The sequence below is a fragment of the Edwardsiella hoshinae NBRC 105699 = ATCC 33379 genome, assembly GCF_000474215.1.
Taxonomy (GTDB): Bacteria; Pseudomonadota; Gammaproteobacteria; order Enterobacterales; family Enterobacteriaceae; genus Edwardsiella; species Edwardsiella hoshinae.
Map to the genome: position 1 here is coordinate 16,053 of NZ_BAUC01000026.1, position 26,038 is coordinate 42,090.

The 26,038-nt window shown below is 57.1% G+C and carries 25 protein-coding genes; 7 read left to right on the plus strand and 18 right to left on the minus strand.

Annotated elements, in window-relative coordinates:
- The first annotated feature begins 204 nt into the window (after positions 1–204).
- Entirely contained in the window at positions 205–1,671 is a 1,467-nt protein-coding gene (gene mltF / locus EHO01S_RS12250) for a membrane-bound lytic murein transglycosylase MltF (RefSeq protein ID WP_024524225.1), read from the plus strand.
- Between the two features lie 7 nt (positions 1,672–1,678).
- Here the strand turns inward: mltF and tadA are convergent, their stop codons facing one another.
- A complete protein-coding gene (tadA, locus tag EHO01S_RS12255) occupies positions 1,679–2,197 on the minus strand; it encodes a tRNA adenosine(34) deaminase TadA (RefSeq protein WP_024524226.1) in 519 nt (172 codons plus the stop codon).
- A 208-nt stretch (positions 2,198–2,405) separates the two neighbouring features.
- Between tadA and pspE the strand changes: the two genes are divergently transcribed.
- Both pspE and yiaY read left to right on the plus strand, forming a co-directional pair.
- On the plus strand, positions 2,406–2,744 hold the full coding sequence (pspE, locus tag EHO01S_RS12260) for a thiosulfate sulfurtransferase PspE (RefSeq protein WP_035370548.1): 339 nt from the start codon (positions 2,406–2,408) through the stop codon (positions 2,742–2,744).
- A 261-nt stretch (positions 2,745–3,005) separates the two neighbouring features.
- Complete coding sequence (gene yiaY / locus EHO01S_RS12265; RefSeq protein ID WP_024524228.1) at positions 3,006–4,157, plus strand: L-threonine dehydrogenase; 1,152 nt, start codon at positions 3,006–3,008, stop codon at positions 4,155–4,157.
- Between the two features lie 39 nt (positions 4,158–4,196).
- Here the strand turns inward: yiaY and yfhb are convergent, their stop codons facing one another.
- On the minus strand, positions 4,197–4,841 hold the full coding sequence (yfhb, locus tag EHO01S_RS12270; protein ID WP_024524229.1) for a phosphatidylglycerophosphatase C: 645 nt from the start codon (positions 4,839–4,841) through the stop codon (positions 4,197–4,199).
- Positions 4,842–4,979: 138 nt separating this feature from the next.
- Here yfhb and EHO01S_RS12275 point away from each other — a divergent pair, with 138 nt between their 5' ends.
- On the plus strand, positions 4,980–5,831 hold the full coding sequence (locus tag EHO01S_RS12275; RefSeq protein WP_024524230.1) for a MurR/RpiR family transcriptional regulator: 852 nt from the start codon (positions 4,980–4,982) through the stop codon (positions 5,829–5,831).
- A gap of 129 nt (positions 5,832–5,960) precedes the next feature.
- A complete protein-coding gene (locus EHO01S_RS12280) occupies positions 5,961–6,221 on the plus strand; it encodes a YfhL family 4Fe-4S dicluster ferredoxin (RefSeq protein WP_024524231.1) in 261 nt (86 codons plus the stop codon).
- A 21-nt stretch (positions 6,222–6,242) separates the two neighbouring features.
- On the opposite strand, the gene nlpE is transcribed toward EHO01S_RS12280, so the two are convergent.
- The 3 genes from nlpE to EHO01S_RS12295 all read right to left on the minus strand — a co-directional run bounded on the left by nlpE (position 6,243) and on the right by EHO01S_RS12295 (position 7,988).
- Positions 6,243–6,920: an envelope stress response activation lipoprotein NlpE gene (gene nlpE / locus EHO01S_RS12285; RefSeq protein WP_024524232.1), complete on the minus strand. Its 678-nt coding sequence runs from the start codon at positions 6,918–6,920 to the stop codon at positions 6,243–6,245.
- A gap of 101 nt (positions 6,921–7,021) precedes the next feature.
- Positions 7,022–7,438: an alternative ribosome rescue aminoacyl-tRNA hydrolase ArfB gene (arfB, locus tag EHO01S_RS12290; RefSeq protein ID WP_024524233.1), complete on the minus strand. Its 417-nt coding sequence runs from the start codon at positions 7,436–7,438 to the stop codon at positions 7,022–7,024.
- A gap of 1 nt (position 7,439) precedes the next feature.
- Positions 7,440–7,988, minus strand: coding sequence for a YaeQ family protein (locus tag EHO01S_RS12295; protein ID WP_024524234.1), 549 nt, complete (start codon positions 7,986–7,988; stop codon positions 7,440–7,442).
- A gap of 226 nt (positions 7,989–8,214) precedes the next feature.
- Between EHO01S_RS12295 and EHO01S_RS12300 the strand changes: the two genes are divergently transcribed.
- Positions 8,215–8,415 (plus strand): YaeP family protein, encoded by a 201-nt coding sequence (locus EHO01S_RS12300; RefSeq protein ID WP_012847630.1) that lies wholly within the window; start codon positions 8,215–8,217, stop codon positions 8,413–8,415.
- Entirely contained in the window at positions 8,402–8,662 is a 261-nt protein-coding gene (gene rof / locus EHO01S_RS12305) for a Rho-binding antiterminator (RefSeq protein WP_024524235.1), read from the plus strand. Before EHO01S_RS12300 ends, rof begins: the two co-directional genes overlap by 14 nt.
- A gap of 47 nt (positions 8,663–8,709) precedes the next feature.
- Here the strand turns inward: rof and EHO01S_RS12310 are convergent, their stop codons facing one another.
- From EHO01S_RS12310 to fabZ, 13 genes are all read right to left on the minus strand, one after another.
- Entirely contained in the window at positions 8,710–9,039 is a 330-nt protein-coding gene (locus tag EHO01S_RS12310) for a c-type cytochrome (protein ID WP_024524236.1), read from the minus strand.
- 40 nt (positions 9,040–9,079) lie between these two features.
- Positions 9,080–10,399: a tRNA lysidine(34) synthetase TilS gene (tilS, locus tag EHO01S_RS12315; protein ID WP_024524237.1), complete on the minus strand. Its 1,320-nt coding sequence runs from the start codon at positions 10,397–10,399 to the stop codon at positions 9,080–9,082.
- Positions 10,400–10,544: 145 nt separating this feature from the next.
- Positions 10,545–12,026, minus strand: a complete 1,482-nt coding sequence (gene dtpD, locus EHO01S_RS12320) for a dipeptide permease DtpD (RefSeq protein WP_024524238.1) — start codon at positions 12,024–12,026, stop codon at positions 10,545–10,547.
- A gap of 82 nt (positions 12,027–12,108) precedes the next feature.
- A complete protein-coding gene (locus EHO01S_RS12325; RefSeq protein ID WP_024524239.1) occupies positions 12,109–14,253 on the minus strand; it encodes a lysine decarboxylase CadA in 2,145 nt (714 codons plus the stop codon).
- Between the two features lie 138 nt (positions 14,254–14,391).
- Positions 14,392–15,723, minus strand: coding sequence for a cadaverine/lysine antiporter (gene cadB, locus EHO01S_RS12330; protein ID WP_024524240.1), 1,332 nt, complete (start codon positions 15,721–15,723; stop codon positions 14,392–14,394).
- 414 nt (positions 15,724–16,137) lie between these two features.
- The gene (gene cadC / locus EHO01S_RS12335; protein WP_024524241.1) at positions 16,138–17,781 is read right to left on the minus strand and encodes a lysine decarboxylation/transport transcriptional activator CadC; all 1,644 of its coding nucleotides are present in this window, start codon (positions 17,779–17,781) and stop codon (positions 16,138–16,140) included.
- Positions 17,782–17,895: 114 nt separating this feature from the next.
- Positions 17,896–18,282 (minus strand): VOC family protein, encoded by a 387-nt coding sequence (locus EHO01S_RS12340; RefSeq protein WP_024524242.1) that lies wholly within the window; start codon positions 18,280–18,282, stop codon positions 17,896–17,898.
- A gap of 150 nt (positions 18,283–18,432) precedes the next feature.
- A complete protein-coding gene (gene accA / locus EHO01S_RS12345; RefSeq protein ID WP_024524243.1) occupies positions 18,433–19,392 on the minus strand; it encodes an acetyl-CoA carboxylase carboxyl transferase subunit alpha in 960 nt (319 codons plus the stop codon).
- Positions 19,393–19,404: 12 nt separating this feature from the next.
- Entirely contained in the window at positions 19,405–22,893 is a 3,489-nt protein-coding gene (dnaE, locus tag EHO01S_RS12350) for a DNA polymerase III subunit alpha (protein WP_024524244.1), read from the minus strand.
- 56 nt (positions 22,894–22,949) lie between these two features.
- Positions 22,950–23,543 (minus strand): ribonuclease HII, encoded by a 594-nt coding sequence (rnhB, locus tag EHO01S_RS12355; RefSeq protein ID WP_024524245.1) that lies wholly within the window; start codon positions 23,541–23,543, stop codon positions 22,950–22,952.
- Entirely contained in the window at positions 23,536–24,720 is a 1,185-nt protein-coding gene (lpxB, locus tag EHO01S_RS12360; RefSeq protein WP_035370551.1) for a lipid-A-disaccharide synthase, read from the minus strand. The genes rnhB and lpxB overlap by 8 nt, the downstream gene beginning before the upstream one ends.
- A gap of 3 nt (positions 24,721–24,723) precedes the next feature.
- Positions 24,724–25,512, minus strand: coding sequence for an acyl-ACP--UDP-N-acetylglucosamine O-acyltransferase (lpxA, locus tag EHO01S_RS12365; protein WP_024524247.1), 789 nt, complete (start codon positions 25,510–25,512; stop codon positions 24,724–24,726).
- A gap of 3 nt (positions 25,513–25,515) precedes the next feature.
- Complete coding sequence (gene fabZ / locus EHO01S_RS12370) at positions 25,516–25,971, minus strand: 3-hydroxyacyl-ACP dehydratase FabZ (protein ID WP_005282947.1); 456 nt, start codon at positions 25,969–25,971, stop codon at positions 25,516–25,518.
- Between the last annotated feature and the right edge of the window lie 67 nt (positions 25,972–26,038).

Sequence of the window (26,038 nt, forward strand, 5' to 3'; positions counted from 1 at the left end):
TATAGAGAATCTCCCGCGCCGACGAAACCGTTTGCGTAGCCTTTCTTGTAAATCGCGCCCGCCGCTTATTTATTGACCCAAAATGCGGTTAAAGTTGCACACTGGCGTTTTGTTAAGCAAAATGCGCCTGTTTTTTTGGTTTGACCTTTATTCCACGTTTAACACCAGCACTCGCATCCCGCTAGACCGTCATGGGATAACTATTTGAAACGTATAAAATATAATTATTACCTTATCGGTATTGTCTGCGCGCTTTTAGCGTTAGCCCTGTGGCCCAACATTCCGTGGCGCAGCGGCAATGAAAACCAGCTACAGCAGGTTCTCGATCGCGGCGAGCTGCGCGTCAGCACCATCATCTCTCCGCTCAGTTACCAGCGCGAAGGCAACACGCTCTCCGGGTTGGATTATGAGCTGGCTAAACGCTTCGCCGACTATTTGGGGGTGAAGCTGCGCGTAACTGTGCGTCCGGCCCTGCCGAAGCTGTTCGATGATCTGGATGGCAATGATGCCGATCTGATCGCCGCCGGGTTGCTCTACAACAGTGAACGCCTACAGCATTACCGCACCGGGCCGACCTACTATTCTGTCTCGCAGCAGTTGGTGTATCGCCAGGGGAAGGTGCGTCCGCGTAACCTCGGCGAGCTGAATGGCACCCTCAAGGTTCAATCCGGTTCGGCGCATATCACCACCCTGAACCACTATCGCCAGGCGAAGTATCCTCAGTTACAGTGGCAGCATAGCGAGCGCCTCTCGGCCAATGATCTGCTCAAGCAGGTGGCCGACGGTAAGCTGGACTATACGGTGGCCGACTCGATGGTGATCGCGCTGTTCCAGCGTATCCATCCCCAAGTGGCTGTGGCTTTCGATATCAGCGATGAAGAGCCGGTGATGTGGTATCTCAAACGTAACGACGATGACAGTCTGTATGCGGCGATGCTCGACTTCTTTAGCCAGAGTGCCGAAGACGGTACCTTGGCGCGCCTAGAGGAGAAGTATATCGGCCATGTCGGTAGCTTCGACTATGTGGATACCCGCACCTTCCTCGCCGCCATCGACAACGTGTTACCGACCTTGCAGGAGTTCTTCACCCAGCATGCGCGCAAAATGGACTGGCGCCTGTTGGCAGCCGTTTCTTATCAGGAGTCGCATTGGAATCCGCAGGCGACATCGCCGACCGGGGTGCGCGGCCTGATGATGCTGACGCGGGCTACCGCCGAAGGGTTGGGAGTCAAGGATCGCCTCGACCCCGAGGAGAGCATCGCCGGTGGTTCGCTCTACCTGGAGCGCCTGATGGCCAAGCTACCAGAGAGTATTCCTGAGGATGAGCGGATCTGGTTTGCCCTGGCCGCCTATAACATGGGCTACGGCCATATGTTGGATGTTCGCCAATTGACCCAGCAGCAAGGCGGCGATCCTGACAGTTGGGCTGACGTAAAACAACGTTTGCCGCTGTTGAGCCAGAGGAAATACTACCAGCGGCTCAACTATGGCTATGCCCGCGGCCACGAGGCTTATCAGTATGTGGAGAATATCCGCCGCTATACCGTGAGCCTGCGCGGCTATCTGCAAGAAAAGGAAAAACGCGAGGCGGCCGAGGCCACCCGCCTAGCGCTGCTGGCGCAACGCACTGGCTCCGCGCTACCGCTCAGCCTCGGTCGTCTCACGCTGTAACCTCCCGCTAACCCTGCACGCCCTCATCGGGCGCCCTCTGGCGCCGAGCCTGACGCTCGGCGCGTTGCTCGGCTCGGCGTTGGCGGAAGAAATCGCTCAACTGTGCCGCGCACGCCTCGGCCAACACCCCGCCACACACCGCGATCCGGTGATTCATTCCCGGGTGAGCGAACACATCGAGTAGCGAGCCGGCGGCACCGGTTTTATGATCGCTCGCGCCGTATACCAGACGCCGAATGCGGCTATGCACCATCGCCCCGGCACACATCACGCACGGCTCCAGCGTCACGTACAAGGTTGCGTCCAGCAGGCGATAGTTCTGGAGCACTGCCCCCCCCTGTTGTAGAGCCATGATCTCCGCATGAGCCGTCGGATCATGGCGGGTAATCGGCCGATTCCAGCCCTCGCCGATCACCCGATCGTCCAGCACCAATACGGCACCGACCGGCACTTCTCCCTGTGCGCGGGCCCGCTCCGCCAGCGCCAACGCTTGGCGCATCCAGTAACTATCATCGTGTTGCGTCACACCTTCCCCCTTCGGTTTCCGGCGCGCATTATACACAGCCCCCTTCACCCGTTAGCGCTATTTTAATTTTGCTGGCTTAGCAGCAGACGGTGGAAACTATGCCAGCATATTATATGCTGCCTATGGCTCGGCGGATGATGCCGCGCCATGCAAGACGATGCATCGCTCCATCGTCATTCAATTACAATTAATTACCGGAGATAACTGAATGCTTGCACAAATTCGGCGCATGAAACAATCACTATTGCTGGCTGGCCTACTGACCGCCTCTGCCCCCCTTTGGGCCGCAGAGTACTGGATCGATGTTCGTGTGCCGGAGCAGTACCAGCAAGAGCATGTCAAAGGCGCCCACAACATTCCCCTTAACCAGTTGGATCAGCGTATTGCCAGCCTGACGCAAGATAAAAATGACACGCTCCATCTGTACTGCAACAGCGGGCATCAGTCCGGTCTGGCACAACAGCGCCTGCAAGCCATGGGTTACCAGCACGCCATCAATGAAGGCGGCTTGAAGCAGGTGGCGAAAAGCCAAGAGATGGTAAAATAATCACATAGCTAACCGACGGTGCACGCCATCATGGCAAACACCGTCTGGCTGGCGTCCCCCCGCCCATCACACGAAGCGCATAACGCCAACCATAATAAAAACAAACAAATAATCAATAAGTAATGGCAAGATAATACAAAAGAAATACATTTGTTAGTTACCTAAACATTTAATTTTCATCATTCCGTGCGCAAGATCGCTGTAATTCGCCAAGAAAAGGCTATCTTTCATGTTAATTAAATAACACGAAAGGAGTTGTCGATGGCAACCTCAACGTTTTTCATTCCCAGTGTGAACATGATCGGCAGCGGCTGTTTGAATGAAGCCGTCGCCACGATGAAAGAATATGGCTACCGTCAAGCCTTGATCGTCACCGATAGCGTACTCAATCGCCTCGGCGTCGTCGGCGAGGTACAAGCCTTGCTGAGCGAGGTCGGTATCCAAAGCGCCGTCTATGACGGCACCCACCCTAATCCCACGACCGAAAACGTGGTCGACGGACTGGCGTTGCTGCGCGAACGGCAGTGCGATTGTGTGATCTCTTTGGGGGGCGGCTCGCCGCATGACTGCGCCAAGGGGATCGCCCTGGTGGCGACCAACGGCGGGGATATCCGCGATTACGAAGGGGTGGACCGCTCGCAGCACCCGCAACTGCCGCTGATCGCCATCAACACCACCGCCGGCACCGCCTCTGAAATGACACGCTTCTGCATCATCACTGACGTGCAGCGCCATATTAAGATGGCCATCGTAGACAAACATGTCACGCCGATCCTCTCGGTCAACGATCCCACCTTGATGCGCGGCATGCCGAAAGGACTGACTGCTGCCACCGGAATGGATGCCCTGACCCACGCTGTCGAGGCTTATGTCTCAACCGCCGCGACCCCGATCACCGACACTTGCGCGCTGAAAGCGGTGAGCATGATCAGCGCACACCTACGCAACGCCGTGAATGATGGCGGCGATATGGCGGCACGTGAAGCCATGGCCTATGCTCAATTCCTCGCCGGCATGGCCTTCAACAATGCCTCGCTGGGCTATGTGCACGCTATGGCCCATCAGTTGGGTGGCTTCTATGATCTGCCGCATGGCGTCTGCAACGCGATACTGCTGCCTCATGTCCAGGCGTTTAACGCGCGCGTCTGCGCAGGACGGCTGAAGGATATCGCCGCGGCGATGGGGGTTGAGGTACAAGGAATGAGCGATGAACAGGGCGCCGATGCCTGCATCGCGGCGATCCGCCGCCTGGCGCAAGATGTCGCGATCCCGGCCGGTCTGGCTGAGTTGAAGGTGCGAGAAGAAGATCTGGCGACGCTGGCCAACAACGCGTTGAAAGACGCCTGTGGCTTGACCAACCCGATCCAGGCTAGCCAGGCAGAGATTGTGGCGATCTTCCGCGCCGCGCTGTAACGCCAGCCCCGCGTCCCCCGGCAGAGGGGGACGTCCGACTCAAGGCAGCCGCCGCAATGCGCCGTCAGATGCCACCCGATAACGGAATCGGCAGTGGTGCAATACCGCGTCATCCTGGCGGCTGTCGCTATAACCGCTATACAACTGAAGTGGACGACCTAGTCTCTGCTCCAACAGGCGCACTTTCTCCCGCCCCAAGCAACGACGCGTCAACGTCCAGCCGCCATAGCAATAACGCATCTGTGAGCCGATCAGCGTCAGCCCCGGTAACAGGCCGCTATCACGGTAGACCTGCTCGACCAGTTGTTGGGGTGAACCGGTCAGCAGCCAGACTTGCGTCTCCGGGCAAGCGAGATAATGCGCTAAGCGCGCCAGTACCAAGGGAAAGGGCTGTAGACGGGGACGAAACGCGACGACGAACGCGGCCTCCAACGCACGCAAGTGTGACTCGCGATGGCCGACGGTGATGCTCCACAGCAACAGGCTGATCGGCCGCCGAGCCGCCCGACCACCGAGCAACAACCCCACGGCGACCAACGGTAGACACAGTAACACCAGGGGCCAATTGACCGGCAGACGCCACAGTAGGAAACGTAAAAAGCAGCCGAACAAATCTTGGCGGTGCAAGGTACCGTCTAAATCGAAAAATACCTGTCGACGTGTCGCAGGATGCCGTGGTGACATCGCCCGCCCTCCTCTTCTCCCCCCCACCAAGACGCGCAACCCCGCGCCGCGGTGGTATACGATCACAATAGCCAGCAGAATTTATGCTCAGCGCGTCGACTATGGCAAACTATCGGCTGGCATGCAAAGGGGATATTTATGAGCAGTCTGGTGAGAATAAAGCAGCTTTATCATTCACTGGCGCAAAATGAGCGCAAACTGGCGGACTTTGTCCTTGCCTCACCGGAGCGCTTAGTGAAGTTGAGTTCCCAGGAGCTGGCCGATACGTTGGGCGTCAGCCAGTCCAGCGTGGTGAAGTTCGCACAAAAGCTGGGGTTCCGCGGCTTCCCGGCGTTGAAACAGGATATCGCTGCCTATCTCATGCGCCATCAGACGCCAAGTGGAGAGACGCCGATACACCACGGTATTTTGCGCCATGACGCACTCAAGCTGGTCGGTGAGAAGTTGATGGCGGAGAAGATCGCCGCCCTGCAAGCCACCATGACCATTAACCATGAAGAGCAACTACAACAGGCACTGACGATGTTGCTCAACGCCCGACGCATCATCATCGCCGGCCTCGGGGCCTCGGGTTTAGTCGCCAAGGACTTCGCCAATAAGCTGATGCAGATCGGCATGGCCGCCTATGCCGAATCGGATGCGCATGTTCAAATAGCCTGTGCGCATGCGATGCAGGCAGCAGATGTATTGATGGCCATCTCCTACAGCGGCGAACGCAAAGAGGTCAACACTGCCGCCGCCATGGCGCGGCGTTGCGGAGCCCAAGTGTTAGCCCTGACCGGTTTCTCGCCCAACTCGTTGCAAGAGTTAGCCGACCTGACGCTGTATACCGTCACCGACGATCACGCCATCCAGACAACGGCCATCGCCTCGCGCATCGCCCAAAGTGCACTGACCGATCTGCTGTATATGGGGCTGGTGCAGCAGAACGCCGACCTCGCCTGCCAGCATATTCGCGATAGTCGCGATTTGGTCAAGACGCTGCTATGAGGCCGCAGGGGACGCGTAGAAAGCTTTTTCAATCTCAGCCGGACTGTGCAAGAATACGGCGCGAGCGATGACATACAGGGATGAAATCTACGTATCATGATGATATTTAATAGATTTTAAGAGATAAGAATGGCGTTACTGATTACCAAGAAGTGCATCAACTGCGACATGTGCGAACCGGAGTGCCCCAATCAAGCCATTTCGATGGGGGCGCAGATCTACCAAATCGATCCGGCGCGCTGTACCGAGTGTGTCGGCCACTATGACGAACCGACCTGCCTTAAGGTGTGCCCAATCGACAACACTATCATTCCCGATCCGGCCCACGCCGAGAGCGAAGAGCAACTGTGGGATAAGTTTGTCCAGCTCTACCACCGCGACAAAATATAAGCGGGCCGCCGCCCGCCTCTTTTAGCGACAATGGCCGCTGGCATCAAAACGGGCCTCGCCGTCCGGCACCAGGGTCTTAGCGACCTGTCCCTCCTCCATCGAGGGCAGCACCGCGAAGTGCCCCTCTATCTCGACATAAACCGCCTTGCCCGGCGACGGACGCGCATTCCGGTAGGCCTGCTCCAATGCCGCCGTCGAGCTTACCGGATAAACGTTATTGGTGGCACAGTCGTGAAAGGTGGTCGCGTCCCCCATATAGAGGTACATCCCCTTGAACGTCATCGCCGTCACCGGCAACGGTGAGGTTGAGGCTTTCAAGGTGTAATTAAATGGCGAGTCGATCTCGTTGCCGCTGCTATCCAGCAGACGCATGTCGTTCCCCACGGGACGGAAATAGCGCTTCTCCCCATCGCTGCCGATCAAGACCAGGCGGTCGGCGGTTCGCTGCCAACGCCCATATTCGGCGAAGCTCCGATCCCCCTCGCGCGTCGCGCGATAAGTCGACTTAAGGACAAAGCTACCATCCTTATCCAAGAATAACGACATCTCCATACCGCCACAGTCAGCGCACGGCAACATGCCCTGAAAACTCTGCGCCATCGGTACCAGGGGTTGTTCGGCATATTGCGTACGCGCATGACAGCCGAATAATGTCAGCCCCCCCGCCGCCAACAGCAGCGAAATAGCCAGTTTTCCCACAGTTTATCTCCTACTGTGTCAACGAATAACAACGCAAAGGGGGCATGCAGCCAGCCGCTCGACTCGACGAGACGGCTCGCTCCCCTAAAGGCAAGGCGCGACTACTCCAACAACACCTTCGCGCGTAATGATTTCACCGCCCCGCGCCGACTCTTTGCATCGGTGCGGCGCCGCCGAGCGCTCCGGCTCGGTGCCGTGGGGCGACGGATTTTGTCGACCACGCCCGCCTGGCGGATCAAGGCCGCCAGGCGCGCCAAGGCATCGGCCCGATTCTGTTCCTGAGTACGGAACGACTGGGCCTTAATGACCACGATGCCGTCGTCCGTAATCCAATGGTGCTGCATCGCCAACAGCCGCTGCTGATACGCCGGCGGCAGGCTGGAGGCGCGAATATCGAAGCGCAGATGGATAGCGCTGGAGACCTTATTGACGTTTTGCCCGCCATTGCCCTGAGCGCGGATCGCACTCAGAACGATCTCCCGCTCGGGGAGCGCCAGACGCGCATTAATCTGCAACATCTCAGGCCGCGCCCTGTTGCCACACGTCCAGCGTGATCTCGACGCTGCGCTCGGCATCGGAAACCCACATCTGCCCCTCTTGGCACGTAATGTGCAGCGCCATAGTGCGCGCCGCCAACGCAGCCAACTGGTTCAACGCCTGGTCGGCGATAAAATAGATGCTCAACGAACGCAACGAACTGAGACGTGACTGGTTCTGTTGCCACCAGACACGCGCCGCCCGCTCACTATAGGCGTACAGCACCACCTGACGCGATAGCGCACAAGCCTTTTTGAGACGTTTCTCATCCGGCAGCCCTAACTCGATCCACAGTTCAATACCGTTATAATCGTTACGTAGCCACAGCTCCGGCTCATCGTCCGCAGATAAGCCCTTGGTGAAGGTCAGGCGTTCATCCGCATGGCAACACCAAGCCAGCAGACGCAGCATCATGCGCTGCGCCGTTTCTGAAGGATGCTGAGCTAAGGTCAGTGCCGCATCTTGATAGTGGTGCCGATCCATGTCGGCGATGTTGACATTGGCCTTATAAATCGTTGCCTTCAGTGCCATTAGCTTCCCCGTTTCGTATCTTTACGCCATTTTACCCGTTTTTACCCGGCGGCACGAATCCAGGCCGAAAGAAAAGCGCATTTTTTATCGCCGCGCTCCGCGTGCTCCCGCTGCCGAGGCACACAGGGCTGTGATATAGTCGCAGAAGATCATCTAGGCGAGTCTGCCGTCACGACGGCGGCCTTGCCAGATAGCACCCGCGGGTTACGCTCTATAGGAGAAGACGTTGCAACAGTACTCTGCGTTGGTTCGGCGTAGATATGCCGAGATCGCCAGCGGGGATCTCGGTTATATCCCCGATGCAATAGGGTGTGCCTTGAAGGCACTGGATGCGGTCGCAGCCGATGAACAGCTGCCGCCAGCCGTTAGGGAACAGGCGGCCTATGCCGCCGCGAACTTATTGGTGAGTGATTATGTCGACGACTGAAGAGTACCAAGCCATCAATTGTGATGATTACGACAATCTGGAACTCGCCTGCCAGCATCAGCTGGTTTTACACATCGTCCTGCGTAATGGCGAAACGCTGGAGGGCCTGGCGAGCGACCTTATCTCACGCAAACATGTGGAGTATTTGCTGATCACCCATCAGGACCAACGGCGCGAACTGCGTCTGGATCACATCGCCAGCTTCAGCCATCCCCAATTAGGTACCATCACGATTAGCCTATCGTAACGGCTATATTCAGCTCTTGGGTGGGGCGCATCTGTGCGCCCTGCCACTCACGGCTTAGCCAACGGTTTCAGACTCGCATAGTAAGCGGCAATGTTTTCGATATCTTGGCTGTTCAGCGGCGCCAGATAGGCCGCCATGATCGCCGCTTGCCCTCCGCGGCGCGTACCGTTTTTATAGCCCTGCATCGCCTCGATCAGTTGGCTGGCACGCTGCCCGGCCAGTGCCGGATACATCGGCGGTAAGCCCTGCCCCTGCGCGCCATGACAGGCCACACAGGTGGCCGACTTTTGCTGTCCGGCGACGCTATCCCCCGCCGCGTAGACCCAGGACGACGCGGCCAACGCCAACACCAGCGCCCCACTCTGTCTCCATTTCATCTCCGTCTCCTCATTCGGGGGGACACACTACGCCCGCCGGTTACATCCAGTCTTTCGTCCAATGAATATGCCACGCCGTCTCGTCGCTGAGGGCTTGCCCTTCTTGGGTCACGAAGACCCCTAAGGCGGCGATCAGACACTCACCATAATACAGCATCGGCGTACGCTCACGTTCCCAGGGGGGAATATGTAACTCCTGCCAGATTTTTTTAATTGACCGGGAGTGGCGCCGACCGACGATACGCAGTACGCCTTGCGCACAGAAACGGATGGAGACCGCCTCGTCAGCCGCTGGCGCGCGAACGGCGATCCCGCGTGGCCCCAGTTGCAATTCCCCCAGCCCATCGGGCAGGCTCAAGGGCTGGCTCGGCACCCATGGCAATACCTCATCACGTAACGAACGCATCGCCGGCAATAGGTAAAGTCGGCGGCGGAAGCGTCGGATCTGACTATGAGCCAGATGCAGTTGCGGCTCGGCATCCTCGCGCGCCAACGCCACCTCATGCCACAGGCGCTGTAGCTGCTCACGGGTCGGCATGGTGACGCCAAAACAGGCGATCCAGCGGCGCAGCAACGCATAACGTTTGGCCTCCGACAACGGCAGCAGCCCATCGATGCTCAGCGAATCATCCTCATTCATTAATGCCTGTAACGACTCCAGCAACAGCTCATCCAGCAATTGCTCCTGCTCCGCACACAGGCTAGCGCTGCGCGCCACCGCCTCGGAGAAGTGTGGCCAGCGGGCGCGCAACAGCGGCACGATGCGCATACGCAGGAAGTTACGGTCGAAGCGGGCATCGGCGTTGCTATCATCTTCGACCCAGGTCAGATCATGGGCCTGGGCATAACTCAGTAGCTGACGGCGGGACAATGCCAACAGCGGACGCCGCTGTTCAGTGGCGAAGAAAGGCATGCTTTCGGCCATCGCCGACAGGCCGGTCGGCCCACTGCCGCGCTTCAGCGCCAGCAGGAAGGTTTCACACTGATCGTCTAGATGTTGAGCGGTCAACAGTGTTTCATGACTGGCAATCAACGCCGCAATGGCGCGATAGCGCGCGTCGCGGGCCGCCGCCTCGACGCTATTGCGTTGGGTGTCGACCTGTACGTGCAACACATGCAGCGGCACCTGCCAGTGATGACAGACCGACTCGCAGTGCTCCACCCACTGATCGGCGAAGGGACTCAACCCGTGATGCACATGCACCACCCGCAGATGAAGCTGGGGAAGCCGTGTGGCGCGCAACTGCACCAGCGCATGCAGCAGCACCGTGGAGTCCAGGCCGCCACTGAAGGCGACCAACAGATGCCGCCGCCCGGCTAACTTGTCGGCGATATGCATCTGGATATCTAGGGTATTCATGGGAATATTTGCGGCTTGCACCGCCCTGCATCGATAAGTATCAGCACGTTAACCAGCAATCCGCCGAGAAGCAAGCCCCGTCACTCACAGAATGGCCGCGTACGCTGGCGCGCATGCGAGGGGCCGCGCAATGGCGGCACCTCCTTTATTCTGACACAGTCTGTGGCGCGACGCGGCGCAGCAGCAACCAATTGACCAGCCAAATCACGGCAACCAGCAGCACACAGCCCAATGCCCCCCAGGCGATGTCGCTAAACACCTTGGCATAGGCCATCACCGAATGGGTCAACGCCTCGCCGCCATGGGCAAAACTGGACTCGGCGGTCTGATTGGCGATGATCCCGGCCAAGTAGTTGGCTACCGATCCGGTCGCCAGCATATAGATCCCGGTGAGGACGCCCGTCACCCCGGGGATCTTCAGGCGCGTGATCTGCGCCATGGCGACCGGATCGATAAACAGTTCTGCGCATCCCATCACCGCCAGGCCCAACACCGTCAGCCCCATCGAGGCTTGACCATGCAGCGCCGCCCAGCGCGCATTGAACGTGAGGATGCCGAAACCGGCGCCGATCAACGCCAGCCCGAGAGCAAACTTGCCCCAGATACGCAAGATACGGTTACCACCGCTACGCTCACTGACCAGCCAGGCCAGCACCACGCCACTGATCATCACCGCACCGCCATTGACCGACTGGAACAATGCCGTCGGTACGGTGAAGGAAAACAGATGGCGATCGACGAAACGGTCGATAAACAGGCTGATAGAGCTGCCGCCTTGCTGAGCGAAGGCCCAGAATAGGGTGCCCAGCACCATCAGGATCATGATCTGTATCAGACCGCGCCGCTGTTCGGAGTCTGCCCGGCGGAAGATATTGCCCAGCAGGATCACCGCACCGGCGCAGACTAGGGCCAAGGCATAACTGGACCAATCGCGCCAGAACAGCACGGCGACCAACAGTGGGGAGAGGGCCAACACCAATACTAGCCATCCCCAATTAGGCAATAGCGCCTGACGCGCGCGCAATGCCGCTCCGTTCATTCCCTTGGTATGGCGGAAGTGGCGGTGTCCACAGATAAAAATCACCAGACCGGCAAACATGCCGATCCCCGCCAGCGCGAAGCCAACGTGCCAACCATATTGTTCGGCGGCCAGACCACAGGCAATCGGCGCTATGATCGAGCCAATATTACCCGCCGCATACAATAAGGAGAAGCCCCCGTCACGGCGCGGATCCTCTGCGGAGTAGAGTTCGCCGAGCAGGCAGCTGATATTCGATTTAAATAGACCGTAGCCACAGACGATGATGGCCAAGGCGAGATAGAGGGAGAATGGAGAGACGGCGCTCAGTCCCAGCACGACGTGCCCCAGGGTCATCAGTGCGGCGCCGGTGATCACCGCGACGCGGTTACCGAGCAGTTTATCCGCCAAGATGCCGCCGAGGATCGGGGTGACATAGACCAGTGAGGCATAGGCGCTATACAGGCCGAAGGCGTGGGTATCGTTATAACCGAGTTGGTGGGTGAGATAGAGGATCAGTAACGCACGCATGCCGTAAAAGCTGAAGTATTCCCAGATTTGCAGCGCTACGACATAGTAGATTGCGCGCGGTTGTGAGGGTGTTTTCATAGAGTCTCCCTGAACGCGGGGGGATACGATAAGGGTAAAAATAAAGGGCGCCCCCTGATGGGGCGCCCTCGGTCATCGGCGATTACTGCTGTTCGGTTTTCAGCACTTTCACCGTGTAACGACCGTCAGCCTGGCGATAGGCGCCGTGGATGTCGGTTTCGAAGCCCGGGTAGTGAGCACCGATCTCGCACAGCATCTGCAAGAACTCCAGCACCGGACGGCTTTCTTCGGTCAGCATTTCACCCGGCATGACCAACGGAACTCCCGGCGGGTACGGCAGGATCATGTTGGCGTTAACTTTGCCGATCATCTCTTCGAGGTAAACCTCTTCGGTCTGACCGCGCAGCTCCATCTGGAAGGCGTTATGCGGGTTCATCACCATGGTCGGCAGCACTTCGAAGGCACGGTACATCAGATCCGGCAGGTTGTGATGCTGAATCAGTGCGTGGATGCCCTGAGCCAGTTCCTGAATACGCATGTTTTCATAGAACTCCGGATCTTCACGGTACAGTGAAGGCAGCATGTTCTTAACGCGCAGGTTCAGGTCGTAGGCACGTTTGAAGTCGGTCAGACCACGCAGCAGGCTCATCGCCTTGGTCTTATCGATACCGATGCTGAACAGGAACAACAGGTTGTACGGACCGGTCTTCTCAACGATGATGCCATGCTCATCCAGGTACTTAGCCACGATAGATGCCGGGATACCGGTATCCGCCATGGTGCCATCTTCCTTCATCCCCGGCGTCAACAGCGTGACTTTGATCGGGTCGAGGAACATGTGGTTCTCATCGATGTCTTTAAAGCCGTGCCAAGAGTCTTTCGGATCCAGGTTCCAGCATTTCGCTTCGTCGATGTGCTCCGGCTGCCATACGTCGAAGAACCAGCCATCAGACTCGGAACGCAGACGTTTGATCTCTTTACGGAAGCGGATAGCACGTTCGATAGAACCGTTGATCAGGCGCTTACCAGCATTCCCCTTCATCATCGCCGCAGCGGTTTCGATGGAAGCCACGATACCGTAGTGCGGAGAGGTAGAGGTATGCATCATGAACGCTTCGTTGAAGGTTTCTTCGTTGATGTCACCCTTAACGTGGATCATGGATGCCTGAGAGAAGGCCGCCAGCAGTTTGTGAGTAGACTGGGTTTCATAGATCACCTTACCTTCTACACGATCGCCACTCATGCCGCACAGGCCTTTGTAGATCGGGCTGAAGTTGGTGTAAGGCACCCAAGCGGAGTCGAAGTGGATGGATTTAACATCCAGGGTCTTCTTGATGTATTCCGCGTTGTAGAACAGACCGTCGTAGGTGGAGTTGGTCACTACGGCGTGTACCGGCCAGGTGGCGTTCGGGGTGTTCTTCACACGCTCTTCGATGGTTTCACGAGTGAATTCGCTCTTCGGAATACCACCCAGGATACCGTAGGCGTTACGGGTCGGACGGAAGTAGATCGGAGTAACGTCGCTCATCATCATCAGGTGAGTCAGAGACTTGTGGCAGTTACGGTCGATCATGATGGTGCTGCCGGCCGGCGCGGAGTACATACCAACAATCTTGTTGGCGGTTGACGTACCGTTGGTCACCATGTAGCTGCGTTCAGCGTTGAAGGTACGAGCGATGTACTCTTCGGCTTCTTTATGCGGACCGCTGTGGTCCAACAGAGAGCCCAGCTCGGAAACGGAGATGGAGATGTCAGACTTCATGGCGTTGGCGCCGTAGAAATCATAGAACAAGCTACCTACCGGGCTCTTCTGGAACGCGGTGCCGCCCATGTGGCCCGGCGTACAGAAGGTGTACTTGCCTTCTTTCACGTAGTTGAACAGCGCCTTGGTCAGCGGCGGCAGGATTTCGTCTACGTAAGCGTCGGTGCTCTGACGGATTTTCAGGGCGATGTCTTCGGCTGCACCCAGGGCGTATTCGAAGAATTCAACGTTCAGGCGCAGATCGCTCAGGCTAACATCCAGGGTAGAGTGGGTGTTGGCGAAGGCGTAAACCGGCAGGTGCTCGTTCATCTCGCTGATGTCACGGCACAGATCCAGGTTGTAGGTATCCCAATCAAAGATGACACCGCACAGACGGGCGTTGTTGTCGATCAGTTTCAGCAGATCTTCACGGTCGTTCGGATAAACGATCTGAAAATTCTGTGCTTCCAGTGCCTTATGCAGTTCACGAATGGGTTCTTCTTTGAAGTAAACACCCATGTGATTAAGGATGGCAATAATATTCATACTTTAATTCTCCAGGCAAAATGCGGGCCTCTCTCAGCGTGCCTTAGCACGCGTCATAGTCGAGAGAGGCTGGATAAAGTCGCTAAATTACTTGCTGTGTGTAATCGCTAGGATTACGAAATCGTGTTGCTTATTTACTTATGCCGCGGCGTTACTGTTGTTTTCAGTATTCTGTGCCTTGCGGGTGTTCATCTTGCGTGCATAGAACATCAGGATGATCAGGCTGACGATGAAGGTACCGGACAGCTCCATGTTGCCCGCACCCATCAGCGCGATGAAGCAGAAGCAGCAACCCAATACCGCAGCGACCAGACTCATGATGTTCTTCACGTTGGCGCCTTCGAAGCGGATCAGGTCAACGCAAGAGTAGAAGTACGGCAGCATGGTCAGCAGAACCGCGATGCCCGTCAGCATGCCGAACAGATCAGAGGCTTTACCGCCGCTGGCGTTCAGGATGGTGATCAGCACCATCAGGACAGTCATTTTCACGGAAGCCAGCAGCAGGCCTTTCTTCGGAATGCCGTTCTTATCCAGCTCGCCGTATACTTTCGGGAAGTTGCCATCGTTGGCGGCGCGAACGCCCGCCTGGCCAACCAGCATCATCCAGGAGCCCAGTGAGGTCAGGCAAGCGAATGCGGTGAAGGCAGACACGACCGGAGCAGCCCAGTGACCGACCATCGCGGAAGCGGAGACGGCGAACGGTGCACCGGAAGCGGCCATCTCACTGGCCGGGAACATACCGGCGATGACCTGGGTAGCGGCGATGTAGACGATACCGGCCAGGCAGGTCCCCAGCATAGTCGCCAGCGGAACGGTACGCTGCGGATTCTTCACCATACCGGTACTCACCGCGGCAGACTCAACCCCAACAAACGCCCACAGGCACAGCAGGATACTCTTGACGACGGCGTGCGTATCGGTACCGCCAGAGGTATTCCAGTTAGCGTGATAAACCGCCGGATCGAACCAGGCCCAGCCAGCGATAGCGGTGCCCACAACCGGGATCAGTACCAGAACCAGACCGATAGTGGTCAGACGGCTCACCCAGGTACCACCCAGCATGTTAACGAAGGTGAAGATCCAAACGATGGCGATACAGGCGATACCGGCCGGTACCGGGCTGTTCAACACCGGGAAGAAAGTAGAGAGGTAAGAGACGGCGGTGATACCGATCGCCAGGTTACCGATCCAGTTAGCGTGGTAGTAAAGCACACCGGTCTGGAAACCGAATGCAGGGCCAACCTCACCAGCATAGGCAATCGGGCCACCCTGCTGCGGGTTCTTGGTAGCCAGTCGGGCATAAACATAAGCCAGAGACATGGCGCCAACCAGAGAAATGATCCAGCCGAAAATGGCGATAGAACCTAAACTCGCCAGGTTTGCAGGTAGAAGTGCAATGCCGCTCCCCATCATATTACCGGCAACAACACCGGTACAGGCGATAAGCCCGATTTTTTTGCTCGATGACATGGTCAAGTTGCTCCTGATTAATTTTCAGATAAGTCGGCTTCACATATAGCTGGCGGATGGCCGACTTGATGGCAGGCATAGTAATGAGGTGGTAAAGCAAAGTCCTAAAGGTAAAGTTAAATTCTCAGCGTGTCGCAATAAATGACATCTTGATGTTTTTCCATCGACGTGAAAAAAACATCAAGAACAAAGAAATAACGCCTTATAAAACATATAGTTGACATAAAAATGACATGAGGAATTCGCCCAATAAACGGACAAAAAAAGCAACAAAAGGCTAGCGCTATTTGTCACACAAAAATAACTAAAAGCCATAGATAGAGGAACAAAGTTGAGATTTAACACACGGAATGACGGGAATAAAAAAGCCCGCTATCCTCATCGGTGGCGGGCTTGATTATTTATAACACAAATTTATTCAGATCTTTCTGTGTCATAATTAAGCAAGTAGGGGGCGACGCGTTCAATATTGGTTTGAAAGACGCCGTTCTTAATCCAGTAAAGGGTATTGCTGCCTGGACGCAGATTAAATGCGGTGATATATGCATCCGCCGCCTGGTTATTCTGTCCCTTCAATTCGTACACTTTGCCCAACAAGACATAGTTCAGCCAGGACATCTCCAGCTCAATCCCCTTATTGATGGCGGCAAACGCCTGATCCACCTTGCCCTGTCCCAGATAGTCGACTGTATAAATCTGCTGAATAATAGGAGTACCTTGTAGTAGGGCATTCTGTTCAACCTCGCTGATCTCCTGACGCAACGCCGTCAGCTGAGGCGCGCTCAGGGGCTGATAAGAGTTGAGCAGAATATCGACCAATGCCTTTTCCGCCTTGGCATACTCAAAGTTAGGGTCCTGCTTGATCAACTGCGCCAACAGGCGATTGGCCTGATTCAACGACTCCCCATCGCCCTGTAGCAACAACTGGTGCGCCTGGTAATACTGCTGCAACATCTGGCTATGGGTCGGCACCAAGGTGTCGTAGCGTAACGCCAAGGAAGGTGGCATCTTTACCTTAAGCACGGAGAAAATGCTATCGATGAAGTCCTTCTGCACACTCAACAAATTATCCGGCGTGATGAAATAGCGCTTCTCCAACATCACCGAGTTATCGGCATTATCGACCAGGCGTACCGACAGGAAGCACTGCTGCGCTCGATAGTGGCGCTGGTTAACGAACTCGATATACAGCGACTTACCTGAACTACTGGCGCCACCATAGTTGTAGTTGGTTTGGTCATGGACGAGGAAGGTCGAATAGGTGTTTAGCCCTTGGGTCAACTCCTCACTCAGCCCCACCACATAGGAGAGTTGATTGGTCCAGTTGCTGCAACTGTTCCCTCCCTGGATACGAATATCGATATCGCGTGGGTTGAGTAACATCGGCTGTGGCGCCACCGGCACGCGATTGCTAAACACCGCTAAGCCAACAAAACTGACACATAACAGTAATGCGGTCAAAAATGCAACCCATACCCAAAACGAGGAGCGTTTATAACGCGGAATACGCGCGGCCGGGGCATCCGCGCTCACCGTTACCGTCGGGGCAACCGGCGCCGGTGATGCCGCAGCGCCGGTCACGCTTACCGCCGTCTCCACGGGCGCGGCGGTTACGGGCGCGCTCGAAGCCCGCGGGAGCGCCTCCGCTGCCGCCGACGTTTCCGCGCTAGCGCCGGTTAGCGCGGCAGACGATTCAACTGGCGTGGTCGACGGCGCCAGTTCGCTACTCTCCCCATTACACCAAAGCACCGGCTCGACCAACTTATAGCCCCGTTTCGGTACGGTCACGATATACTCGGGAGCCTCGGTGCGCCCATCCTTCAAGTATTTGCGTAACTCAGAGATGCACTGGGTCACAACGTGATTGGTTACGATATTTCGTTTCCATACATTGTCGATCAGCTCATCCCGACTCAGCACCGTATCCGGATGGTGAGCAAAGTAGCTCAGCATATCGATGAGTCTGGGCTCAAGTACCAACACACGTCCTTCGCGGGTGATTTTATTGTCCGCCGCCAGTACTAACCACTCGCCTACGCGGAAAGTTTGCTCTTGCATAGTGTACTAATTGCCCGGAGAGAAAAGTCTAAAGCGTGTCATACTAGCATAGTGCTTAAAGTAACACCTACACGCCATCTATTAATTTATTCGGGTAACTATTTTTATAGTTAATCAATCCTGATACAACTCTAACGGTAACCCATCGGGGTCTCGGAAAAAGGTAAAATCACGTCCGCTGTACGCATCGCGCCGCACCGCTTCGCACGCTACCCCCTGGGCAGTCAGCTCAGCAACCGCCGCCGCCAGATCGCTCACGCCGAACGCCAGATGGCGCAAACCACATGCTTCAGGTGTCGAAACACGCGGCGGCGGGGAGGGAAAGGAAAATAGCTCTAGGGTATAGACGCCATCCAGTGCCAGATCCCCCTTCCATGAGTCGCGATCGGCTCGGTACTGCTCATGAATTAAGGAAAATCCGAGAATTTTGCAATAAAACGCTTTGCTACGCGCATAATCCGAGGCGATAACGGCGATGTGATGGATACGGTTAAGCTTCACGGTATCTCCCGAAAAGTAACAAAGTTTGGCGGATTATGCCGCGTATGCGCCAAAAAGGTTAGCTTTTCACTGCGGAAAATATACAAGAAATAAAAACATCAAGCCCGACAAGCGGGCTTGATGATAAGAATGGTAGGAAAATGAAGCAGATCAGCAATAGCCGTAATTCATCAGACGCTGATAACGACGATCGAGCAATGCCTCGATCTCCAGGGCATCCAGTTCGCCCAGATCGGCGACCAATTGCGCCTTCAGGGTTGCCGCCATGGTCTGCGGATCGCGATGAGCGCCACCCAAGGGTTCAGGGATCACCGCATCGATCAGCTTCAGCTCCTGTAGACGCGGGGCGGTGATGCCCATCGCTTCCGCTGCCAGCGGTGCCTTATCGGCACTCTTCCACAGTATGGAGGCGCATCCCTCCGGGGAGATCACCGAATAGGTGCTGTATTGCAGCATGTTAACCTTATCGCCCACCCCGATAGCCAACGCTCCACCGGAGCCTCCTTCGCCGATCACCGTGCAGATCACCGGCACTTTCAGCCCGGACATCTCGCGCAAGTTACGGGCGATCGCCTCAGACTGACCGCGCTCTTCCGCCCCGACGCCCGGATAGGCCCCCGGGGTGTCGATGAACGTGATAATCGGTAGATGAAAGCGCTCGGCCATCTCCATCAGACGCAGTGCCTTACGGTAGCCCTCCGGCGCCGGCATACCGAAGTTGCGGCGAATCTTCTCTTTGGTCTCGCGCCCCTTCTGATGGCCAATCACCATCACCGGGCGGCCATCCAGGCGCGCCATACCGCCAACGATGGCTTTGTCGTCGGCAAAGGCGCGATCGCCGGCCAGCTCATCGAAATCAGTAAAGATATGCTGAATATAATCCAAGGTATAGGGGCGACGCGGATGACGCGCCAATTGGGCAATTTGCCAGGCCCCCAGATCGGAAAAAATCTTACGGGTCAGCTCAACGCTCTTGTCACGCAGGCGCTGAACCTCTTCGTCGATATTAATATCCAATTTTTCGTCTTGACGGCTGAGTGCGTTCAGCGAGTCGATCTTCGCTTCGAGTTCGGCAATCGGCTGTTCAAAATCCAGAAAATTCAGACTCATAGTATTCCTATATTAGTCAAATTCCAGTTCAACTTGTTCGTTTCCCACCAGCGTACGTAGATCGAGCAGCAGACGATCTGTTGGCGTCACGCGCCAGGTCGCACCAAAACGAACCCTGGCTCGCGCATCCGCACGCTGATAATAGAGATGAACTGGGATCGTCCCCGAACGATGTGGTTCCAACGCTTCACGGAGACGGTTTAAAAGCTGATCATCAATTTGCCTGTCGGTCAGCGAGATGGCAAGTCCGCGAGCATATTTTTCACGGGCTTCGCTGATATCCATGAGCTCGCGGGCGATCATTTTAAGGCCACCGCTAAAGTCATCAAAGCTGACCTGTCCACTGGCGATCAGGATACGGTCTTTTTCCAACAAATGCTGGTATTTTTCCAGCGCATCGGTGAACAACATCACTTCGAGACGGCCGGAGCGATCATCAAGGGTACACATCCCGATGCGGTTGCCACGTTTAGTGGTCATCACCCTAGCGCCCAGCACTAAGCCAACGGCGGTGGTCATCTTACCACGCTCCGTCGGATGCATATCTTTCAGGCGACCGCCGCCAGCGTAGCGTTCGATCTCCTTCAAGTATTGGGTGATCGGATGGCCGGTCAGATACAGCCCCAAGGTTTCGCGTTCACCATCCAACACCATCTGGGCCGGCCAGGGTGGCACGCTGCCATAGGACTTCTCGACCTGCTCCGGCTCCTCGGCCAAGACGCCAAACATGTCTGCCTGACCGATCGCCTCGGCGCGCGCATGCTGTTCGGCAGCCTTGAGTGCATCATTCAACGAACTCATCAGCGCGGCGCGATGTGGCCCCAGTCGATCGAAGGCGCCAGACATGATCAACTTCTCCAGCACTCGCCGATTCAGCTTCTTGGTGTCGGTTCGGGCGCACAGGTCGAACAGATCCTTAAAATACCCCTGCTCGCCGCGGTTACGCGCCTCAATGATCGCCTCGATGGGCCCCTCCCCCACCCCTTTGATGGCGCCGATACCGTAGACGATCTCGCCCTCATCATTGACGTGGAAATGGTACTGCCCACTGTTGATGTCCGGCGGCAGGATCTTCAGCCCCATACGCCAGCACTCGTCCACCAGCCCGACCACCTTGTCGGTGTTGTCCATATCGGCCGTCATTACCGCCGCCATAAACTCGGCCGGATAGTGCGTCTTCAACCACAAGGTCTGATAGGAGACCAGCGCATAGGCGGCGGAGTGCGATTTGTTAAAGCCATAACCGGCGAATTTCTCCACCAGGTCGAAGATATGCATCGCCAGTTCGCCGTCGATGCCGTTGTTCTTGGCCCCTTCCTCGAATACCGAGCGCTGCTTGGCCATCTCCTCCGGCTTTTTCTTCCCCATCGCTCGACGCAGAAGATCGGCGCCACCCAGCGAGTAACCCGCCAAGACCTGGGCGATCTGCATCACCTGTTCTTGGTACAGGATGACGCCATAGGTCGGCTCCAGCACCGGTTTTAGGCTTTCATGCTGCCAATCGCGATCCGGATAGGAAAGCTCCTCACGCCCATGCTTACGGTCGATGAAGTTATCCACCATCCCTGATTGCAACGGGCCAGGACGGAACAGGGCCACCAGCGCGATCATGTCTTCGAAACAGTCCGGTTTTAATCGCTTAATCAGATCCTTCATCCCGCGCGATTCCAACTGGAATACCGCCGTGGTTTCCGCGCGTTGCAGGATGTCGAAGCTCTTCTGATCATCGAGCGGGATGGCGGCAATATCCACCGGCTCTAGCCCCTGGCGAGCGCGACGCGCGTTGATCATCTCCAACGCCCAGTTGATGATGGTCAGGGTACGCAAGCCGAGGAAGTCAAACTTCACCAACCCGGCATACTCCACATCGCTCTTATCGAATTGCGTGACCGGGTGATTGCCCTCGGCATCGCAATACAGCGGGGCAAAGTCGGTGATCTTGGTGGGAGAAATCACCACCCCACCGGCGTGTTTACCGGCGTTGCGCGTCACCCCTTCCAGTTTGCGCGCCATGTCGATCAGCGCGCGCACCTCTTCGTCCGCCTCGTAGATCTCTGGCAACTGAGGCTCGGCCTCGAAGGCCTTCGCCAGGGTCATACCCGGATCGGGCGGCACCAGCTTAGAGATACGATCGACAAAGCCGTAAGGATGGCCCAAGACGCGCCCCACATCGCGGATCACCGCCTTGGCCGCCATAGTACCGAAGGTAATGATCTGCGATACCGCCTCACGGCCATACATCTCGGCGACGTGATCGATCACGCGGTCGCGCTTCTCCATGCAGAAGTCGACGTCAAAGTCGGGCATCGAGACACGTTCCGGGTTAAGAAAACGTTCGAACAGCAGATCGAAGGCCAGCGGGTCGAGGTCGGTGATCTTCAGCGAATAGGCGACTAACGAACCAGCGCCGGAACCACGTCCCGGGCCGACAGGAACCCCGTTATCTTTCGACCATTGGATAAACTCCATCACGATCAGGAAGTAGCCGGGGAAGCCCATCTGGTTGATCACCTTCAGCTCGATCTCCAGACGCTCGTCATACGGCGGACGGCGTCGGGCACGCTCCTCCTCGTCGGGGAAAAGGAACGCCAGACGCGCCTCCAATCCCTCATGCGACTTCTTCACCAGGAAGTCTTCGGTCGTCATCTCCCCGGTCGGGAACTGTGGCAGAAAGTATTCGCCGAGGCGAATGGTGACGTTACAACGCTTAGCAATCTCTACGCTGTTTTGTAGCGCCTCCGGCAGATCGGCGAATAGCTCGCACATCTCCGCCTCGCTGCGCATATATTGCTGAGCGCTATAGTTACGCGGGCGCTTAGGATCATCCAAGGTATAACCATCATGGATTGCCACGCGGATCTCATGCGCGTCAAAGTCCGACGCCTCCAGGAAGCGGACGTCGTTACTGGCCACCAGCGGCAGATCGCGCTGTTGCGCCAACTCGACCGCCATATGGAGATAATTCTCTTCGTCGGGACGACCGGTGCGCACCACTTCCAGGAAATAGCTATCGGGGAAATAATGTTGGTAGAAATCGACGCACTCATTGACCAGCGCCTGGTTACCGCGCAGCAGTAGCTTACCGACGTCCCCCTGACGGGCGCCGGACAGCAGGATCAGCCCCTCGCGGTACTGCACCAACCAGTCACGATCGATGGTTGGTCCCTCAGCGCCATAGCCGCGCTGATAGGCGTGAGAGATCAGTTGAGTCAGGTTCTGGTAGCCGGTGTTATTGCAGGCCAAGATAGTCAATGACGCCAATTCGTCGCCCAACATCTCGCTGCGCACCAACACATCAGCCCCGACCAGCGGTTTGATCCCGGCGCCATGCGCGCTGCCGTAAAACTTCACCAGGCCGCACAGGTTAGTATGATCGGTGATGGCGAAGGCCGGCATCCCCAGCGCAGCGACCTTCTTGACCAGCGGGCCGGTCTTAGCCAGCCCGTCAATCATCGAATAGTCACTGTGCACATGCAGATGTATGAAACGCGGCTCCGCCATCGAACGATTACCCTTTAATACCAGAAAATGCACTCATCCCGAGGAGGAATGAGCAATCACAGCCCCAACACCCGCTTCACCGGCGCAAAGCTGCGACGATGCTGCTCGGTCGCGCCCAGCTCAGCCAGACGCGCCAGATGCAGCGCGGTGGGATACCCCTTATGCTGGGCGAAACCATACCCCGGATATTGGCGATCCAAGGCAGCCATCTCGCGATCGCGGGTCACCTTGGCCAGGATCGAGGCGGCGCTGATCTCCGCGACCCGGCTATCGCCTTTCACCACCGCCTGCGCCGCCATCGGCAGCGTCGGACAGCGATTCCCGTCGATCAACACCAGATCCGGCTGCAAGACCAGTCCTGCCACCGCCCGTTGCATCGCCAGCATCGTGGCGTGCAAGATATTGAGACGATCGATCTCCACCGGCTCAGCTCGCCCGAGGCTCCAACACAACGCTTTCTCGATGATCTCATCATACAGCGCGTTGCGCCGCTTCTCAGTCAGCTTCTTGGAATCCGCCAACCCGACGATGGGGCGTGCCGGATCGAGGATCACCGCCGCCGTCACCACCGCGCCAACCAGCGGCCCACGCCCGACCTCATCCACGCCGGCGATACGCTCAGCGGCAGGATAAATAAAGCGCTCACTCATGATTCGACTCCTGAGGCGCATAAGCCAACGCCAATACCGCCTCGGCGGCCTGTTCATCGGCCCCGCAACGGATCTGGCGATGCAGTTGCAAGAAAGTCTGCTTCAGCGCCGCACTCTGCGCGCCGTCGGCCAATAACGGCATCAGTGCCTGTGCCAAACGCGGCGGTTGGCAGTCGTGCTGAAGCAACTCCGCCACCAGCTCGCGACCGGCCAACAGATTCGGTAACGAGACAAACTCGGTCTTCACCAAACGCTGCGCCAGCCAGAACGTGAACGGCTTCATGCGGTAGGCCACCACCATCGGACACTTGGCCAGCATACACTCCAACGCCGCCGTCCCTGACGCCAGTAGCGCTGCATCGCTGGCGTACATGGCATTACGCGCCTGACCATCCAGCAGGTGCGCCGGCAGATCCGGCGCTACCTCAGCCTTGATCCGCTCAAACTGCGCGCGCCGCCGGGCGTTGACCAACGGCACGACGATCTGCAAATCGGGATACTGCTGACGCAATAACAGCGCAGTACGCAAAAAATCGGCGCTTAGCATCTCGACTTCGGCGCTACGACTACCCGGCAGCAAGGCCAGACAACGCGCATCGGCAGCGATGCCCAACGCCTGACGCGCCGCGGCGCGATCCGGTAGCAAGGGCATCGCATCGGCCATGGTGTGGCCGATGAAACGGCACGGCACGTTGAAACGATCGTAGAACGCTTTCTCAAACGGCAGGAAGGCCAATACCAGGTCGGTCGCGCGGGCGATCTTAAATACCCGTTTCTGACGCCAGGCCCAGACGGAGGGACTGACATAATGGATGGTACGGATTCCCCGCTGATGCAGGCGCCCCTCCAGGGTCAGGTTAAAGTCTGGCGCATCGATACCGACGAATACATCCGGCCGCAACGCCGTAAAGCGTTGCGTTAACTCCCGCCGGATCGTCAACAAGCGTGGCAGCCGCTCCAACACCTCGACAATGCCCATCACCGCCAGCTCTTCCATTTCGAACCAGGCTTCGCAGCCCTCGGCCTGCATCAGCGGCCCAGCCACGCCGACGAAGCGTGCATCGGGATGACGGGCCTTCAACGCGCGGATCAGGCCGGCCCCCAGAATATCGCCGGAGGTTTCCCCGGCGACCAAACCAATGGTGAGCGGGCGTTGGCCCAAGTCTGCCTGCACCATGGATTAACGTATGATGCCACGCGTAGAGCGGGCGAAGAAGTCGACAAACAACTGAACCGCCGGCTGCTGTTGCGCCAGGGCCGCGATCTCCGGCTTCGCCTCGTCCAGCGTCTTACCGCTGCGATAGAGGATCTTGTAGGCGTTACGAATCGCCTGTAAGGCACTCTTATCGAATCCCCGACGCTTCAACCCCTCAAGGTTCAGACCATAGGGGGTGGCGTGGTTACCTTGGGCGATGACATACGGCGGCACATCCTGCGCTACACCGGAACAGCCCCCGACCATCACGTGGGCCCCGATCACGCAGAACTGATGCACAGCCGTCATCCCGCCGATAATCGCGTAATCGTCCAGGGTCACGTGTCCCCCCAACGTCGCGTTGTTGGCCAGAATGCACCGATCGCCGATCACGCAGTCATGCGCGACGTGGGTATTGACCATCAGCAGGTTATCGCTGCCGATACGCGTCAGACCACCGCCTTGCACCGTGCCACGATGAATGGTGACGCTCTCGCGAATGCGGTTGCGATCGCCGATCTCAACACGGGTCGGTTCGCCGGCATACTTCAGATCCTGATTCACCTCGCCGAGGGTGGCAAACTGATAGATCTGGTTATCGCGGCCGATTTTGGTGATTCCATTGACCACCACATGGGACTTCAGCACGCTGCCGGCACCGATCTCGACGTGGGAACCGATGTAGCAGAACGGGCCGATGTGAACTCCGGCACCGATCACCGCGCCGTCTTCAACAATGGCACTGGGATGGATAAAGGCGGTTTGATCTATCACGTATTAAGCCTCACGGTTACGAGCGCACATCATGGACGCTTCGCAGACGATCTTGCCGTCAACCTTGGCAACACCGTTGAAACGCGCCACACCACGACGCTCCTTGAGAAACTCGACTTCCAGAATCATCTGGTCACCCGGGTGTACCGGGCGCTTGAAGCGGGCATCATCGATACCAGCAAAATAATACAGCTCACCCGGCTCCAGTTTACCCACGCTCTTAAATGCCAGGATACCGGTGGCCTGCGCCATCGCTTCGAGGATCAGCACCCCTGGGAAAATCGGTTTGCCCGGGAAGTGGCCCTGGAAAAACGGCTCGTTGAAAGAGACGTTCTTCACCGCACGCAGAAATTTGCCCTCTTGGTAGTCCAGCACACGGTCGACCAACAGGAACGGGAAACGATGCGGCAGCAGTTCTAAGATCTCTGAAATATTGAGAGTATGAGTGTCAGTAGTCAAAATACTCTTCCTGTAAAAAAACGGATGTCAAACAACACGGCCTGCCTCACTCCTCAAGGGAAGATGA

Excerpts from the sequence above, each read along its gene's own strand:
- pspE (WP_035370548.1), top strand. The coding sequence starts at position 2,406 with ATGCTTGCACAAATTCGGCGCATGAAACAATCACTATTGCTGGCTGGC.
- yiaY (WP_024524228.1), top strand. The coding sequence starts at position 3,006 with ATGGCAACCTCAACGTTTTTCATTCCCAGTGTGAACATGATCGGCAGC.
- yfhb (WP_024524229.1), bottom strand. The coding sequence starts at position 4,841 with ATGTCACCACGGCATCCTGCGACACGTCGACAGGTATTTTTCGATTTA.
- EHO01S_RS12275 (WP_024524230.1), top strand. The coding sequence starts at position 4,980 with ATGAGCAGTCTGGTGAGAATAAAGCAGCTTTATCATTCACTGGCGCAA.
- EHO01S_RS12280 (WP_024524231.1), top strand. The coding sequence starts at position 5,961 with ATGGCGTTACTGATTACCAAGAAGTGCATCAACTGCGACATGTGCGAA.
- arfB (WP_024524233.1), bottom strand. The coding sequence starts at position 7,438 with ATGTTGCAGATTAATGCGCGTCTGGCGCTCCCCGAGCGGGAGATCGTT.
- EHO01S_RS12295 (WP_024524234.1), bottom strand. The coding sequence starts at position 7,988 with ATGGCACTGAAGGCAACGATTTATAAGGCCAATGTCAACATCGCCGAC.
- rof (WP_024524235.1), top strand. The coding sequence starts at position 8,402 with ATGTCGACGACTGAAGAGTACCAAGCCATCAATTGTGATGATTACGAC.
- EHO01S_RS12310 (WP_024524236.1), bottom strand. The coding sequence starts at position 9,039 with ATGAAATGGAGACAGAGTGGGGCGCTGGTGTTGGCGTTGGCCGCGTCG.
- tilS (WP_024524237.1), bottom strand. The coding sequence starts at position 10,399 with ATGAATACCCTAGATATCCAGATGCATATCGCCGACAAGTTAGCCGGG.
- dtpD (WP_024524238.1), bottom strand. The coding sequence starts at position 12,026 with ATGAAAACACCCTCACAACCGCGCGCAATCTACTATGTCGTAGCGCTG.
- EHO01S_RS12325 (WP_024524239.1), bottom strand. The coding sequence starts at position 14,253 with ATGAATATTATTGCCATCCTTAATCACATGGGTGTTTACTTCAAAGAA.
- cadB (WP_024524240.1), bottom strand. The coding sequence starts at position 15,723 with ATGTCATCGAGCAAAAAAATCGGGCTTATCGCCTGTACCGGTGTTGTT.
- cadC (WP_024524241.1), bottom strand. The coding sequence starts at position 17,781 with ATGCAAGAGCAAACTTTCCGCGTAGGCGAGTGGTTAGTACTGGCGGCG.
- accA (WP_024524243.1), bottom strand. The coding sequence starts at position 19,392 with ATGAGTCTGAATTTTCTGGATTTTGAACAGCCGATTGCCGAACTCGAA.
- dnaE (WP_024524244.1), bottom strand. The coding sequence starts at position 22,893 with ATGGCGGAGCCGCGTTTCATACATCTGCATGTGCACAGTGACTATTCG.
- rnhB (WP_024524245.1), bottom strand. The coding sequence starts at position 23,543 with ATGAGTGAGCGCTTTATTTATCCTGCCGCTGAGCGTATCGCCGGCGTG.
- lpxB (WP_035370551.1), bottom strand. The coding sequence starts at position 24,720 with ATGGTGCAGGCAGACTTGGGCCAACGCCCGCTCACCATTGGTTTGGTC.